We start from the raw sequence: 13,301 nt of genomic DNA, 5'->3' as shown, positions 1-13,301 counted from the left end.
GTCTCCGTCTCCGGAAGCCGGTGGCTCTGAGAGGATCAGGCAATCCTATGCGGCCGACGGCCCATGACTCGTGGTGTGCGCGCTCCTAGCGTTGACGGCATGACACAGCAAGGCAAGCAGGGCGATGACCAGCAGAATCAGCAGAACCACCAGAACGACGCCCAGCAGGGCAAGAGCAGTGGACTGTCCGTTCGTGCTCTCGGCGGGCAGGGGCTGACCGTCGGCGCGATCGGCCTCGGCACCATGGGCATGACCATGGCGTACGGCTCCGGTGACGAACCCGGCGGCATCGCGACCATCCGCCGGGCGTACGAACTCGGCGTCACCCTCTTCGACACCGCCGAGCTGTACGGCATGGGCACCGGGAGCAACGAGCAGCTGCTCGGCCATGCCGTACGGGACTTCCGCGGCGACGTCGTGATCGCCACCAAGTTCGGCTTCGACATGGACGCACCGCAGAACGCCGAGGGCTACGCCCTCAACAGCCGTCCCGAGCACATCCGTGCGGTCACCGAGAACAGCCTGCGTCACCTCGGCACCGACCACATCGACGTGCTGTACCAGCACCGCGTCGACCCGGATGTACCCATCGAGGACGTGGCGGGCACGATCGGCGAGCTGATCGCCGAAGGCAAGGTCCGGTACCTCGGGCTGAGCGAGGCCGGGCCCGACATCCTCCGGCGCGCCCACGCCGTCCACCCGGTGTCGGTGCTGCAGACCGAGTACTCCGTGTTCGAGCGGGCCGTCGAGGCCGACGTCCTGCCCGTGGTGCGTGAGCTGGGCATCGGATTCGTACCGTATTCGCCGCTCGGGCGGGGGTTCCTGACCGGCACCGTGCGGCCCGCCGCCGAGTACCCCGCCGACGACATGCGCAGCTGGGACGACCGCTGGCAGCCCGGCAACTACGAGCGGAACCTGACCGCCATCCGCGAACTGACCGCCCTCGCGGCGGGCAAGGGAATCTCGGTCACGCAGTTGGCCCTGGCCTGGCTGCTGGCCCAGGGCGACGACGTCGTCCCGATCCCGGGCACCCGCAGCCCGGAGCGCCTCGCCGAGAACGTGGCCGCCGCGGACGTCACGCTCACCCCGCAGGACCTGGCCCGCGTCCAGGAGATCCTGCCCAGGGGGGCCGCCGGGTCCCGCTACCCCGAGGCGATCATGCCGACCTGGTGACATCCCGGGACCGGCGGCCGCCTCGGCGGGTCAGCGCGGCCGGCTGACCGTCTGGCCCTCCGGCCGTTTGGCCGTCTGGCCGTCTGGCCCTCCGACCCTCCGACCCTCCGGCCGTCTCCGCAGGTCAGCGGGCGATCTTCACCTGCCGGGTCTCCGACACCTGGTCGATGTCCGACGTACGGACGGTGACCTTCATCGTCCAGGTGCCGGCCAGGGGCAGGTTGAGGGACCGGGTCCCCCAGTAGCCGCCCTGGTCGGTGAGCCGGGCGTCGATGGGGCCGATCTTCTGGGCCTTGAGGGTGAAGGAGAGCTTGATCTCGGGAACGGTGGCGATGCCTCCGTCCGGGCCGATGACGACCGCCTCGACCGTGTTCTCGCCGACACGGCCCGGCTCCAGGACGATCTGCACCTTGCCGTGGCCGCCCGGGGTGCCGACGTCGAAGGGGATCAGGGTCGTGGACGCGGTCGGGCCGCCCCCGGCGGCGTTCGCGGTGGACTCGGCCGCCGCGGCCGTCTCCAGTTCGGCCCGGCCGGGCTGGGTGCCGGTCAGCACCGTCGTGATCACCAGCACCGCCACCCCCACGACCACCTCGGCGAGAACCGAGCGGCGCAGGGCGCGGTGACCGGAGCCGCCGGACGGCGAGGGGGAGGGCGAGGAGGGCGTCGGCGAGGGGTCGTCGGCCACCGGGCTCGACGTCCGACTCGGCGTCGAACTCGGCGTCGAGCCCGGAGTCGGGTCCGACGCCGGGTCCGACATCGGGCCGGACACGGACACCGCCCCGGACCCGGATACCGACCCTGATACTGCCCCGGACACGGCCATCTCCGGCACCCGCTCCTTCGACGGTCGGGTCACCTCCGTCAACCGGGCCGTCCAGCGGCGCGAGAAGGCCGCCGCGGCCAGCAGCACCACCACCGCGCACACCTTCGCGACCAGGATCCGCCCGTACGACGTGCCGAACACCGCGTCGACGGAGCCGAGTCCGCGCCACGACTGGTAGACGCCGGTCAGCACCAGGACCGTGACCGAGGCGAACGCCAGCCGCGAGAAACGGTGCACGACCGCCGCCGGGAGCGGGATCTCGGAACGGTGCAGCGCGGTGAGCAGGGCGCCGAGACCCCCGAGCCAGACCGCCATCGCCAGCAGGTGCAGCATGGTGGACGTCATCGCCAGGGGCACCTGGATGCCCGCGGACGCGTGCTCGGCGACGGCCCACGTGCCCGCGAGGGCCAGCGCCAGGAACCCCCCGACCGCGAGAACGGCCGGCGTCGGTGCCGATGCCGATGCCGATACCGGGGTCGGGGTCGGGGTCGGGGTCGGGGTCGGTGCGAGTCCCTCGGCCCCCGCCCCCGCCCCCGCCCCTGCTCCTGCTCCTGCTCTTGCCCCGGCCCCGGCCCCGGACCGCCGCAGTGCCCCCTCCGTCCGTACGAGGAAGACCGCCACCCCCGCCAGCAGCGTGAGCCGGGCGAGCAGTGCCCAGCCGGGCCTGCTCGTCAGGGTGTTCTCGATGAGGGCCGGGTCCAGGAGGGTCGACGGGCCGGTACCGCGTTCGTACGGGCCACGCAGGAAGACGAGGACGACCGTGGTGCCGAGGAGGGTCCACCAGCCGGCGCGCACGAGCCCGCGCAGCGGCTGGGTGCTCGGCGGGCGGCAGGCCAGGACGAAGACGGCCACGCCGATGAGCAGCGCGACGGCGGCGTACGCGGCATAGCGGGCGATGTCGTAGAGGGCGCCCGAGGCGGGGTTCACGGCCGGCTCGGCGGAGATGGAGGCAGTCGTCGCGGAGGGCTCGCCGATGGAGAAGGTGAAGGCGCCGGAGATGGGGTGGCTGTCCGCCGAGACCACGCGCCACGCGACCGTGAACGTACCGTCGGGCAGGTCGTCGCGGAGCCGCACGCGGACCTTGTCGGAGCTGCCGGGGACGTGTTCCGTGTCGCCGGCGTTGACCCGGCGGTTCTCGGGGCTGAGGACGCGCAAGGAGTCGTCGGTGATGCCGACCGACTCGGTGAAGGTCATGGTGACCTCGCGCGGCGCGGTCTGGACGACGGACCCTTCACGGGGGTCGGTGTCCCGCACGGCCGAGTGGGCGGACGCGGGGGTCGCGCCGCCCAGCAGGAGCAGCAACAACGTGCCCAGCAGGCTGACGAGGGCCGCGGCCCGGTGTGTACGGCGCACTCGGCCCACGTCGGCTCTCCCTGCTTTCCGTGCTGCTTTCCGTGCTGCTTCTCGTGCTCGTCGCGCGTTCGTCCGTGGCCTCTGCGGAAGTGACCTCTGCGGGAGTACGGATGTACGCGGCACGTTGTTCAACCCGCTCACCGTTCGACCCGTCCGACCCGTCCGACCCGTCCGACCGACCCGCTAGCCCCTTCACCACGTCGGCCGCGCCGAGACACCCCCGTCCACGACCAGGTCGTGCCCGGTGATCCAGGAGGCCATCGGCGAGGCGAGGAACACGCAGGCGTCGCCCACGTCCTCCGGGCGCCCCAGCCTCCCGGTGGGTACCGCCTGCTGCCAGCGTCGTACGCCCTCCGGCCAGGCCTGTGCGAGGCCCTCGCGGTCGATGAGTCCCGGGGAGACGGTGTTCACGCGGATTCCGTAGGGACCGTACTCCAGGGCCGCCGAGCGCGCGTGCATGACGACGGACGCCTTCGACGCGGAGTAGTGGGCGTGGTGCGGGGCGGGGTGCGTGGCCTCGATGGACGCGATGTGGGTGATGCTGCGCACACGTCCACCGGCATCGTCCCCTGCATCTCTCGCGTCTCTCACATCTCTCATATCTCTCGCGTCTCTCGCGTCCCGCATCAGTTCGGCGGCGGCCTGCGTGCACGCGAACACGCTCGACACGTTGGCGTCGGCCACCGCCCGCCAGTCCGCCAGCGTCATGCCGGGCAGTTCCCGGACCGGTTGGACGCCCGCGTTGTTGACCAGGGCCGTCAGTGCGCCGCCTCCCCAGTCCGCGGCCTCGCGCACCACCCGGTGGCACTCGGACTCCACGGTCAGATCGGCCCGCAGGGCCACCGCTCGGCCGCCCGAGTCCGCGATGCGGGTGACGACTTCGTCCGCCGCCCGCGCGTTCGTACGGAAGTGGACGGCCACGGCCGCGCCCGCCGCCGCGAACCGGAGCGCGATCCCCCGCCCGAGGCCGCCCGAGGCGCCGGTGATCAGCGCCACCTGGCCTTCGAGCAGCCCGCCGCTCGCACCACTCACGCCACTCTCACCACGCGCGCCCGTCACGGGCGGCTCAGCGCGGTGATCCGCGCCGCCTGTGCCGGGTAGCGGGCGGCGAGTTCGGTTCCGTCCCCATGCTCGTACCCCTCGTACGTGAAGCCGGGGGCCATCGTGCAGCCGAAGAACGACCAGGCGCCGTCCGCGGCGACCCGCGCGCCCATCCAGGTGCGCGCGGGCACGGTGAACTGGATGTGCTGGCCGCCGAGGACGTCCGGGCCGAGCAGGACCGTACGGGACGTGCCGTCGGGGGCGAGGAGCAGCAGTTCCAGCGGGTCCCCCAGATAGAAGTGCCAGGTCTCGTCGGCCGGGAGGCGGTGCAGGGCGGAGAAGTCGCCGGGCCGCGAGGTCAGGAGGGCCACTATCGCGGAGCCCTCGGGCCGTCCGTCGGGGCGTTCGGGACCCGCCCAGGTACGGCGGAAGAGGCCGCCCTCCCTGGGGATGGGCTCCAGTTCGTAGTGCGCGGCTAGGGCTTCGGGAGTGATGTCATCGGCCACTCCCCGACCATGCCCCACCGGAAGCCGCCGACGCGCCGTCCCTCACGAGGAAAGCCAGACGGGCCTTCTTCTCGGGCAGGTACACCTCCGGGAGGTCGATCTCCGGCAGCACGACCGGCGGGCCGAGCACGAAGCCCTGGCGGATCAGCCGGGTGATCGCCTTCTCGTTGCGGAGGTCGGGCTCGACCACGACCCGCGGCCGGTCGAGAACCCGCAGGACGTAGGTGGTGAAGGCCCTGAGCAGGGCGGTGCTGTGGCCGGGCCGGCCGACGCCCCCGGGTGCCGGGCCGATCAGCAGGTGGACACCGATGTCGCCGGGCTGCACCTCGTAGCACTCGCTGACCCGGTCGGCCTGCGGTTCGTACGTCTGGAAGAGCGCGGCCGGTTCGCCGTCCAGGACGGCGAGGAACGCGTGGTGCGTGTCGAGCGAACCGAGATGCCGGTACGTCTCCAGCACCTGCTCCCTGGTGAAACCGCCCATGCCCCAGAAACGGGCCCGTTCGGCCGTCACCCAGGGATGCAGCACGTCCAGGTCGGCGTCCTCGTCCACGGGCACGATACGGACGGTACCGAGACCTTCGACGACCTCCTTGTGGACGGCCGCGCGGTCATGCAGGGGCGGGGTCGCGCCCGTGGTCGCGCTCGTGGTCGTGGTCGTGGTCGTGTACGACGTCATGCGTGCGTTGTCCTCGTTCTCGTTCTTGTCGTCGTTCTTGTCGTTCTTGTTCTCGTTGCTCGGCCGGTCCGGGCGGAGTTGGTTCCAGTCGGTGGTCACGGGGGCCAGTTCTCCGCCGAGCCACAGGGGGAGCTGGTCGCGGTGGTGCGGTGAACCCGGTACGCCCGACGCGCCGAACGGCACCACCCAGAGGCTGTCCTCACGCCGTGCCAGGTCCCACACATAGCGGGCGGCGGGGCCGCGCGCGGCCCGGTCGGTGAGACCCGGCACGGCCGAGGTGCACAGCACGCAGTCGTGATCGCCGGAGAGCCCCGGCTCACTCCCGTCACTCCCGTCACTCTCGTCGTACGCGGGGTCCGGCAGCGCCCGCCAGGGAGCGAGGCGGTGGGTGTCGCCCCACACACCCTTCGGCGGGGCCCCGGCCACCTCCTCCACGGCCGCCCTGACGATCTCGGCGCGGTCGATCCCGTACAGCTTCTCCGCGGTGAGGAGGTTTTCGAGGGCGAAGGCGACCCGGGGGAGGAGCGCGAGCCAGGGGCGGAACACCTCGGGGTAGGGCGGGAGTTCGGTGAGGGGTGCCAGGGCGGGGTGGGCGGCGAGACGGCGTACGACGGCGCTGCGGACCGCCGCGTAGCCGGCCGCCGCCGTGCTGTCGGCGGCCATGTGGCGGTCCCAGCGCAGGAGTTGGCCGCGCAGGGCGGCGGCTTCGGGGCTGAGGTCTTCGAGGGCGGCGAGGTGGTTCAGCAGCGGGGCCGCGGAGGCGAGGTGGGTGTCCATGTGGAGGGCGGCCATGTCGGCGGCCTTCCAGTCCTTCCGCACGTCGAGGAGGGCGCGCAGGCGGACGGCACGGTGCGGTGGCGCGAACTCGACGCCGAGAGGGGTGGCGGGGCCGCGCTGGTTGGCCATGACCGCGATGCCGTCGTCGACCGTCCCGCGGGGCATGGGGGCGTACCAGCCGTGCCACTCGTGGGCCGGTTCCCAGGCCGGGACGATCCGGGTGCCGTTCAGGGGGTCGCGTACCGGTACCCGGCCCGCGACGCGGTGGAGCAGGCCGCCCTCGGTGTCGGCCGCCTGGACGACGTTGACGGGCTCGGCCCAGTCGTCGAGGGCGCGGTCGACGTCGGCGACCCGGCGGGCGCGGAGGAGGGGGAGGAGGGCGCTGAAGCCGAGGTCTTCGGAGACGCGGGGCGGGTGGCGGAGGCTGATGGCGTCGCCGGTTGCGTTTTCACCCCGGCCACCGTCGGCGTCGGCGTTGGCGTCCGCATCGCCATCGCCATCGCCATCGCCATCGCCATCGCCATCGCCATCGATGATGACCGGGCCGCGGTCGGTCTCGATCACCTCCACCTCCACCGGGTCGGCGCCGGCCACCTCGATCCGTTCTGTGCGGTGGGTGGCGGGGTGCCAGGCCCCGTCCGGGCCGAGCGCCTCGACCAGTTGTCCCGCTCCCGGCCGCCCGGTTCCATCGCCGTCGCCCGACCGCCGGAGCCGCTCCCGGTACAGGTCCTGGTAGTCGGCCATCGCGTTGGTGATCGCCCAGGCCACTGTGCCGGTGTGGCCGAAGTGGGCGATGCCGGGGACGCCCGGTACGGCCAGGCCCACGACGTCGAACTCCGGACAGGCAAGCCGGACTTGCTGATAGACACCCGGCGCCTCGATGTAACGGTGGGGGTCGCCCGCGATGACCGGCAGCCCGGTGGCGGTGCGCTCGCCGGTGACGAGCCAGCCGTTGCTGCCGGAGGTGCCCGGTCCGTCGGTGGCGAACAGGGCGACGGCGTCCGGACCGAGACGGCGTACGACCTCCTCGCGCCACAGTTTGGCCGGGAACCCGGCGAACAGGATGTGCGTGGCCAGCCAGACGCCCAGCGGGGTCCACGGTTCCCACCGGCCCGGAACGAGCCCGACGGTCCCGAACTCGGGTGCGCGGCGGACCCCTTCGGGCAGGCCCTGGTTGACCCCGTCGACGTACGCCCGCACCCAGGCGGCCGTCTCGGGGTCCCGTCTCTCCAGGGCCGTGAAGCAGCGTCTCGCGGTGTCGTCGAGCAGGGCCTGTCTCGCGAACCGGTCCCAGGCGAGCGCGTCCGCGCCGAGGAACGCGGCCGAGGTGCCACGGGCCCTGTGCCGCTCGACCTCGATCTGCCAGGCACGGTCGTGGGCCGTGGCGAGCCCCTGGACGCGGGCCAGTTCGAGCACGTCGTCCGCGCGCAGGTGCGGGACGCCCCAGGCATCGCGGTAGATCTCGGCAGTCACTCTGCGTCTCCCCTCAGTTCGAGATTAGGTTAGGCTCACCTAAGTAAGGTGTGCCGGAATCGTACGCGAAGGGTGAAAACGTCATGGGGCAGGGGCAGGGACACGGCTGGGAGGGCGCGGTCCTCAGGCTGTTCCGGGGCAAGGACTTCACGTTCACCGTCCTGGGCACGGAGGACGTCACCGAGCACTACCGCCGGCTGCACCTCTCCGACGGCGGCATGCTCGCGGCGACCGGGGTGCACCCGACGATGTGGGTGCGGCTGTGGTTCGACAACGCGGGCAAACCACACCAGCGGGCGTACACCCTCGTGGACCCCGACCCGGCCGCGGGCACCTTCAGCCTGGAGTTCGCACTGCACGAGGGATGCGCGAGCGACTGGGCGCGGGCCGCGAAGGCCGGGGACACCATCGAGGCCACGGTCCAGGGCACCGGCTTCACCGACCCGGACCCGGCCCCGTCCCGGGTGCTGGCGATCGCCGACCCCGCCTCGCTCCCCGCTCTCAACTCCCTGCTGGCAGCGGTGGGTACGGCGCCCGCGACGATCTGGTTCGAGACCGCAGGGACCGCTGGAACCTCCGTGAGCGGCGGGATCGGCGGGAGCGGCGGAAGCGCGGGGAGCGGCGCGGGCGGGGACGTCCGAGGCATGGACGGTCTGCCCCTGCGGGTGGACCCGGCCCGCCACGACCTGCGTACGGTCCCCCGGCTCGACCGGGGCGCCCATCTGGTGGCACAGGTGCGGGCGGCCGTGCCGGAACTGCTCAAGGAGACCGCCGACCCGTACGTCTGGATCGCCTGCGACACGGCGACGACCCGCTCGCTGGCCGCGTACTTCCGCAAGGAACTGGCCCTGCCGAAGCAGCGGGTGAACGCGCTGGGGTACTGGCGAGCGGCCTGAACCCGCACGCGCGATGATCGAGGCATGGACGTCACCCTGCATCTCGCCCAGCAGCCCGAGGCCGACGAACTCCTCGGGCGCAGCCCGCTCGCCGCGCTCGTCGGCATGCTGCTCGACCAACAGGTCCCGATGGAATGGGCGTTCGCGGGCCCGTACACGATCGCGCGGCGGCTCGGCGGGGACGATCTCGACGTGCACGATCGCGACGCGCACGATCTCGACGCGCACGAGATCGCGGCGTACGAGCCGGAGGCCTTCGCGGCCCTGCTGTCCACGAAACCGGCCGTGCACCGCTACCCGGGCTCCATGGCCAAGCGGATCCAGCAGCTGTGCCAGTACCTCGTGGAGCACTACGACGGGGACGCGGCGAAGGTCTGGGAGGGCGCGGGGACGGGTACGAGCGCGGACTCGGGGGCGGAGCTGTTGCGGCGGCTCAAGGAGCTGCCCGGCTTCGGCACCCAGAAGGCGCAGATCTTCCTCGCCCTGCTGGGCAAGCAGCTGGGCGTACGCCCGAAGGGCTGGCGCGAGGCCGCCGGTCCCTACGGTGAGGCCGACTCCTTCCGCTCGGTCGCGGACATCACCGGCCCCGAGTCGCTGACGAAGGTGCGGGCGCACAAGCAGGAGATGAAGGCGGCGGCGAAGGCGGCGGCCGAGACGACCGCGAAGGCGGCGAGGACCGGGAAGACCACGAAGGCGGCCAAGACCACCAAGGCGGCGAAGGCTTCCGGCAGCTGAGGTTCGCCGGGGGCGTGCCGCCGCGTTCAGTCGTTCGGGTGTCACGAGTGGCAGGGGCCCCGGGCCCGGCCGAGCATGAGGCATGGCCGAGGTACCGAGTGGCGGCCCCTGGGGCCCTGAATACGACGACCGGCGGGCCCACGCGGCCCGCGACCCGCGCCGGACCGGCGATCTCCACGAACCGGAGCAACTCGAAGGTCCCCTCTTCCTGCTCTCCCGCACCGCCTGGCAGGCCGTACTGGCCGCCGGGATCGCCGCGCTCGCGCTCGGCATCATGATGCTGGTGTGGCCGAAGGCGACGCTGCTCGCGGCGGGCGTGCTCTTCGGGCTCTATCTGCTCTTCAGCGGCGTGCTCCAGCTGGCCTCCGCCTTCGGTACGCACAAGGCGACCTCCCTGCGGGTGATGGCGTTCATCAGCGGAGCGCTGTCGATCCTGCTGGGCCTGTTCTGCTTCCGCGGCGCGATGCAGTCGATCCTGCTGCTCGGGCTGTGGATCGGCATCGGCTGGCTGTTCCGCGGTGTCACGCACACGCTGGCCGCCGCGTCCGACCCGTCCGTGCCCGCCCGGGGCTGGCAGGTCCTCCTGGGGATCCTCAGCTTCCTCGCCGGGGTCGTCCTGATCGTCTCCCCCTTCAAGTCGGTGGCCGTCCTCACCGTCGTCGGCGGCGCCTGGCTGCTGGCCCTCGGCATCACGGAGATCATCACGTCGTTCCAGATGCGCAAACGGGCCCTGGCCGTACCGCGCGCGCTCTGAGCGGGGTGGTGGAGTCGTACGGGGCCGGGTCGTCCCGGGCCCGGGCCCGGGCCGGAGCGGAGTCCCTGCTCCTAGCCCGAGCCCGGGTCCGAGCCGAGGTCCGGGTCCGAGCCCGGGTCCGGGTCCGGGTCCGGGTCCGGGTCGGAGCCCAGGTCCGAGCCCGGGTCCGAGCCGAGGCCCTGGTCCTAGCCCGAGCCCAGGTCCGGGCACGGGTCCGAGCCGAGGCCCGGGTCCCAGCCCAGGTCCAGGTCCAGGTCGAAGCCCAGGTCCGGACGCGCCGCTCTACGCCAAGCGAGCGGTTCTGGTGGTGCGGCCGATGCACCGGGCCCTCCGACCGGGGACATGACCTCTCATGAGCCTCGACCGGAGCCTCGCCCGGAGTGCCGACGGGAGTCCCGACCCGGGGGCCCACGTGGGTCTTGACCGGGGTCCTGACCGGAGTCCTGACCGGGGTCCCGACCCGGGTCCCGGCCGGTTCGTCCCGCGTGCTCCGCGCCGGGTCGCCCGGCAGCGGCTCCTCGTGCTGCTCGCCTCGCTGCTGTGCGCGCTGTGTGCCGTGTGCGCGGCCGGTTCGGCGGGCGGGCACGGCGGGATCCGTACGGCCCCGCCCGCCGCCGTCTCCACCGAGCCCGGTCTCGAACACCCCCACGACGTCCTGGACACCGCTTTCCGGTCGGCCGCCCGTCACGGCCACCGTCCCCCGGTGCGCCGGCACCCTGCGGGGCGGTCCGCGCACCGCCCAACCGCCACCGGCGCGCATCCCCGGTCGCGGGTCCGCGCCCTCCATCACGCCCCCGCCCCGCGCGCCCTGCGCTGCATGGTCCTCCGCTGCTGAGGAGCCCGGCTTCGACCGGACCGCTCCCCCTTTCCCAGCAGCACGAGAGGACTCTCTCCATGCCGATGGACCCGTACGCGATCCTGCGCGCCCTGGTACGCGCCGAATCCCTCCGCAACGCTCCGAAGCCGCCTCCTGAATCCCGCCGGGCCGCACCAAACCCGAGCCCTAGCCCGAGCCCGAGCCCGAAAGTGAAGCCGACGCCCTCACCGTCGTCGGCCTCGGCTTCGGAGCAGGTCCCGTTCCGGAACGGCGAGCGCGACTGAATCGACGGACAGGGTCGGGTGAACCGACCGCGGGGCGGGCCACGGCTGGCCCGCCCCCTTCCCCGCCGCCGTCCCCGCCGCCGCAGAGGCGGTTCTGGCTACGGGTACCGGCTACCGCCTGCGCCGGGCCGTACCGAAGACCGATCGGGTGATCTCGCGCCCGATCTGCGTACCCAGGCTGCGGGCCAGCGACTTGAAGACGCCGCTGCCGACGACCTGCTGGACGACGGAGGGGCCCTCCTCGGTCTTACGGGCAGCACGGCCTCCACCCGCACCCTTCTCCGGCTTCGCATCCTTCTCCGGCTTCGCGCCCGTCTCCGGCTTCGCGTCCGTCTCACGGTCCGTCTTCGTCGGCGTACCCGCGTCCGGCTGCGCGGACGTACCCGCCTCCGCGGCCCGGAGCTTCTCGTACGCCGATTCGCGGTCGACCGCGAGGGCGTAGCGCGTGTGCAGCGGCGACTGCTCGACCGCCCGGTCGAGGACGGCCGGGTCCACCGGACCCATCAGGGACTCCGGCGCCCGCAGCCGCGTCGCCGCGACCGGCGTCGGCGCGCCCTTCTCGCTGAGGACGGTGACGACGGCCTCCCCCGTGCCGAGGGCGGTGAGGACCTCCTCCAGGTCGTACGGGGAGTCCGGGAACGTCTTCACCGTGGCCTTGAGCGCCTTCTGGTCGTCGGGGGTGAAGGCGCGCAGCGCGTGCTGCACACGGTTGCCCAGCTGGGCGAGGACGTCCCCGGGTACGTCCTTGGGGGTCTGCGTGACGAAGAAGATGCCGACCCCTTTCGAGCGAATCAGCCGGACGGTCTGCGTGATGGCGTCGAGGAAGGCCCTCGACGCGTCGTTGAAGAGCAGATGCGCCTCGTCGAAGAAGAAGACGAGTTTCGGTTTGTCGAGGTCACCGACCTCGGGGAGGTCGTGGAAGAGGTCGGCGAGGAGCCACATCAGGAACGTCGAGAAGAGCTGCGGTTTGTCCTGCACGGCGGGCAGTTCCAGGACCGAGACCGTGCCCCGGCCGTCCGCCGCCACCTTCAGCAGCTCGTTCGTGTCGAACTCCGGTTCCCCGAAGAACGGGCTCATCCCCTGCGCCTCGAACGCGGTCAGCGAGCGCAGGATCACGCCGGCCGTGGCCGTGGAGAGTCCGCCGATGCCCTTCAGCTCGGGCTTGCCCTCGTCGGAGGTGAGAAAGGTGACCACGGCCCGCAGGTCCTTCAGGTCGACCAGCTCCAGCCCCTTCTGGTCGGCGTAATGGAAGATCAGGCCGAGCGACTGCTCCTGCGTCTGGTTCAGCCGGAGCACCTTGGACAGCAGGACCGGGCCGAAACTCGTGACGGTGGCGCGTACGGGGATGCCGTGGCCCATACCTCCGAGGGCGTAGAACTCGCAGGGGTAACCGGCCGGCGTCCACTCCTGGCGGACCTCCGAGGCCCGCGTCCGCACCTTGTCGTTCTCCTGGCCGGGCGCCGAGATCCCGGAGACGTCACCCTTCACATCCGCGAGGAAGACCGGCACGCCCTGCGCCGACAACTGCTCGGCGACGAGCTGCAGGGTCTTGGTCTTGCCGGTACCGGTGGCACCGGCCACCAGGCCGTGCCGGTTCAGCATCCCCAGCGGGATCCGGATCTGCGCGTCCGGCAGACACCGCCCGTCCCACAGCAGAGCCCCCAGATCGAGCGCGGCCCCCGGAAAGGCGTACCCGGAGACGATCTCCAGGGCTTGGGGCGGAAGGGGCGGGAGGGAGGGGGTGTCGCTCGGGGCGGCGGGTGCCGCGGCCGTACCGGTTTCAGAAGTCCCGGCCGTATCCGTTTCGAAAGTCCCGGCCGTACCGGGGTTCCGGACCCGCCGTGCTTCACTGTTAGTCATTTCAGGCCCCTGTTTCCGGGTTTCCCGAGACCGTTCTCGGGCCGTTTCCTAACGGATCATGAACGGGTGATCTGGGAGAATTACCGGTTTGCCCATATTTACGACGTCATTTCCAGCGTCGCACTCCGGCGCC

General features: G+C 72.2%; 11 protein-coding genes. 5 read left to right on the top strand and 6 right to left on the bottom strand.

The genetic code is table 11. The features are described 5' to 3' along the window. Positions 1-183: 183 nt before the first annotated feature. Complete coding sequence (locus C6Y14_RS32995) at positions 184-1,173, top strand: aldo/keto reductase (RefSeq protein WP_263973114.1); 990 nt, start codon at positions 184-186, stop codon at positions 1,171-1,173. 124 nt (positions 1,174-1,297) lie between these two features. Here the strand turns inward: C6Y14_RS32995 and C6Y14_RS32990 are convergent, their stop codons facing one another. From C6Y14_RS32990 to C6Y14_RS32975, 4 genes are all read right to left on the bottom strand, one after another. After that, positions 1,298-3,358, bottom strand: coding sequence for a copper resistance CopC/CopD family protein (locus C6Y14_RS32990; RefSeq protein WP_225891391.1), 2,061 nt, complete (start codon positions 3,356-3,358; stop codon positions 1,298-1,300). 183 nt (positions 3,359-3,541) lie between these two features. Beyond that, complete coding sequence (locus tag C6Y14_RS32985; RefSeq protein WP_199854947.1) at positions 3,542-4,381, bottom strand: SDR family NAD(P)-dependent oxidoreductase; 840 nt, start codon at positions 4,379-4,381, stop codon at positions 3,542-3,544. Positions 4,382-4,404: 23 nt separating this feature from the next. Next, complete coding sequence (locus tag C6Y14_RS32980; RefSeq protein ID WP_107020609.1) at positions 4,405-4,884, bottom strand: cupin domain-containing protein; 480 nt, start codon at positions 4,882-4,884, stop codon at positions 4,405-4,407. Position 4,885: 1 nt separating this feature from the next. Next, positions 4,886-7,822 (bottom strand): GNAT family N-acetyltransferase, encoded by a 2,937-nt coding sequence (locus C6Y14_RS32975; RefSeq protein WP_107020544.1) that lies wholly within the window; start codon positions 7,820-7,822, stop codon positions 4,886-4,888. Between the two features lie 83 nt (positions 7,823-7,905). Here C6Y14_RS32975 and C6Y14_RS32970 point away from each other — a divergent pair, with 83 nt between their 5' ends. The 3 genes from C6Y14_RS32970 to C6Y14_RS32960 all read left to right on the top strand — a co-directional run bounded on the left by C6Y14_RS32970 (position 7,906) and on the right by C6Y14_RS32960 (position 10,207). Continuing rightward, on the top strand, positions 7,906-8,718 hold the full coding sequence (locus C6Y14_RS32970; protein ID WP_107020543.1) for a siderophore-interacting protein: 813 nt from the start codon (positions 7,906-7,908) through the stop codon (positions 8,716-8,718). A 24-nt stretch (positions 8,719-8,742) separates the two neighbouring features. After that, complete coding sequence (locus tag C6Y14_RS32965) at positions 8,743-9,453, top strand: HhH-GPD-type base excision DNA repair protein (protein WP_107020542.1); 711 nt, start codon at positions 8,743-8,745, stop codon at positions 9,451-9,453. Between the two features lie 82 nt (positions 9,454-9,535). Beyond that, positions 9,536-10,207 (top strand): HdeD family acid-resistance protein, encoded by a 672-nt coding sequence (locus C6Y14_RS32960; protein ID WP_107020541.1) that lies wholly within the window; start codon positions 9,536-9,538, stop codon positions 10,205-10,207. 185 nt (positions 10,208-10,392) lie between these two features. On the opposite strand, the gene C6Y14_RS44285 is transcribed toward C6Y14_RS32960, so the two are convergent. After that, positions 10,393-10,551 (bottom strand): hypothetical protein, encoded by a 159-nt coding sequence (locus tag C6Y14_RS44285; RefSeq protein ID WP_159074353.1) that lies wholly within the window; start codon positions 10,549-10,551, stop codon positions 10,393-10,395. 8 nt (positions 10,552-10,559) lie between these two features. On the opposite strand from C6Y14_RS44285, the gene C6Y14_RS32955 reads away from it, so the two are divergent. Further along, complete coding sequence (locus C6Y14_RS32955; protein ID WP_107020540.1) at positions 10,560-11,042, top strand: hypothetical protein; 483 nt, start codon at positions 10,560-10,562, stop codon at positions 11,040-11,042. A 377-nt stretch (positions 11,043-11,419) separates the two neighbouring features. On the opposite strand, the gene C6Y14_RS32950 is transcribed toward C6Y14_RS32955, so the two are convergent. Further along, positions 11,420-13,168: a helicase HerA-like domain-containing protein gene (locus C6Y14_RS32950; protein WP_107020539.1), complete on the bottom strand. Its 1,749-nt coding sequence runs from the start codon at positions 13,166-13,168 to the stop codon at positions 11,420-11,422. Positions 13,169-13,301: the final 133 nt, after the last annotated feature.

It is taken from the genome of Streptomyces dioscori (assembly GCF_003024195.1).
Lineage (GTDB): Bacteria > Actinomycetota > Actinomycetes > Streptomycetales > Streptomycetaceae > Streptomyces > Streptomyces dioscori.
Note: the sequence above shows the minus strand (reverse complement) of the source record. Positions and strands in the feature narration are given on the sequence as shown.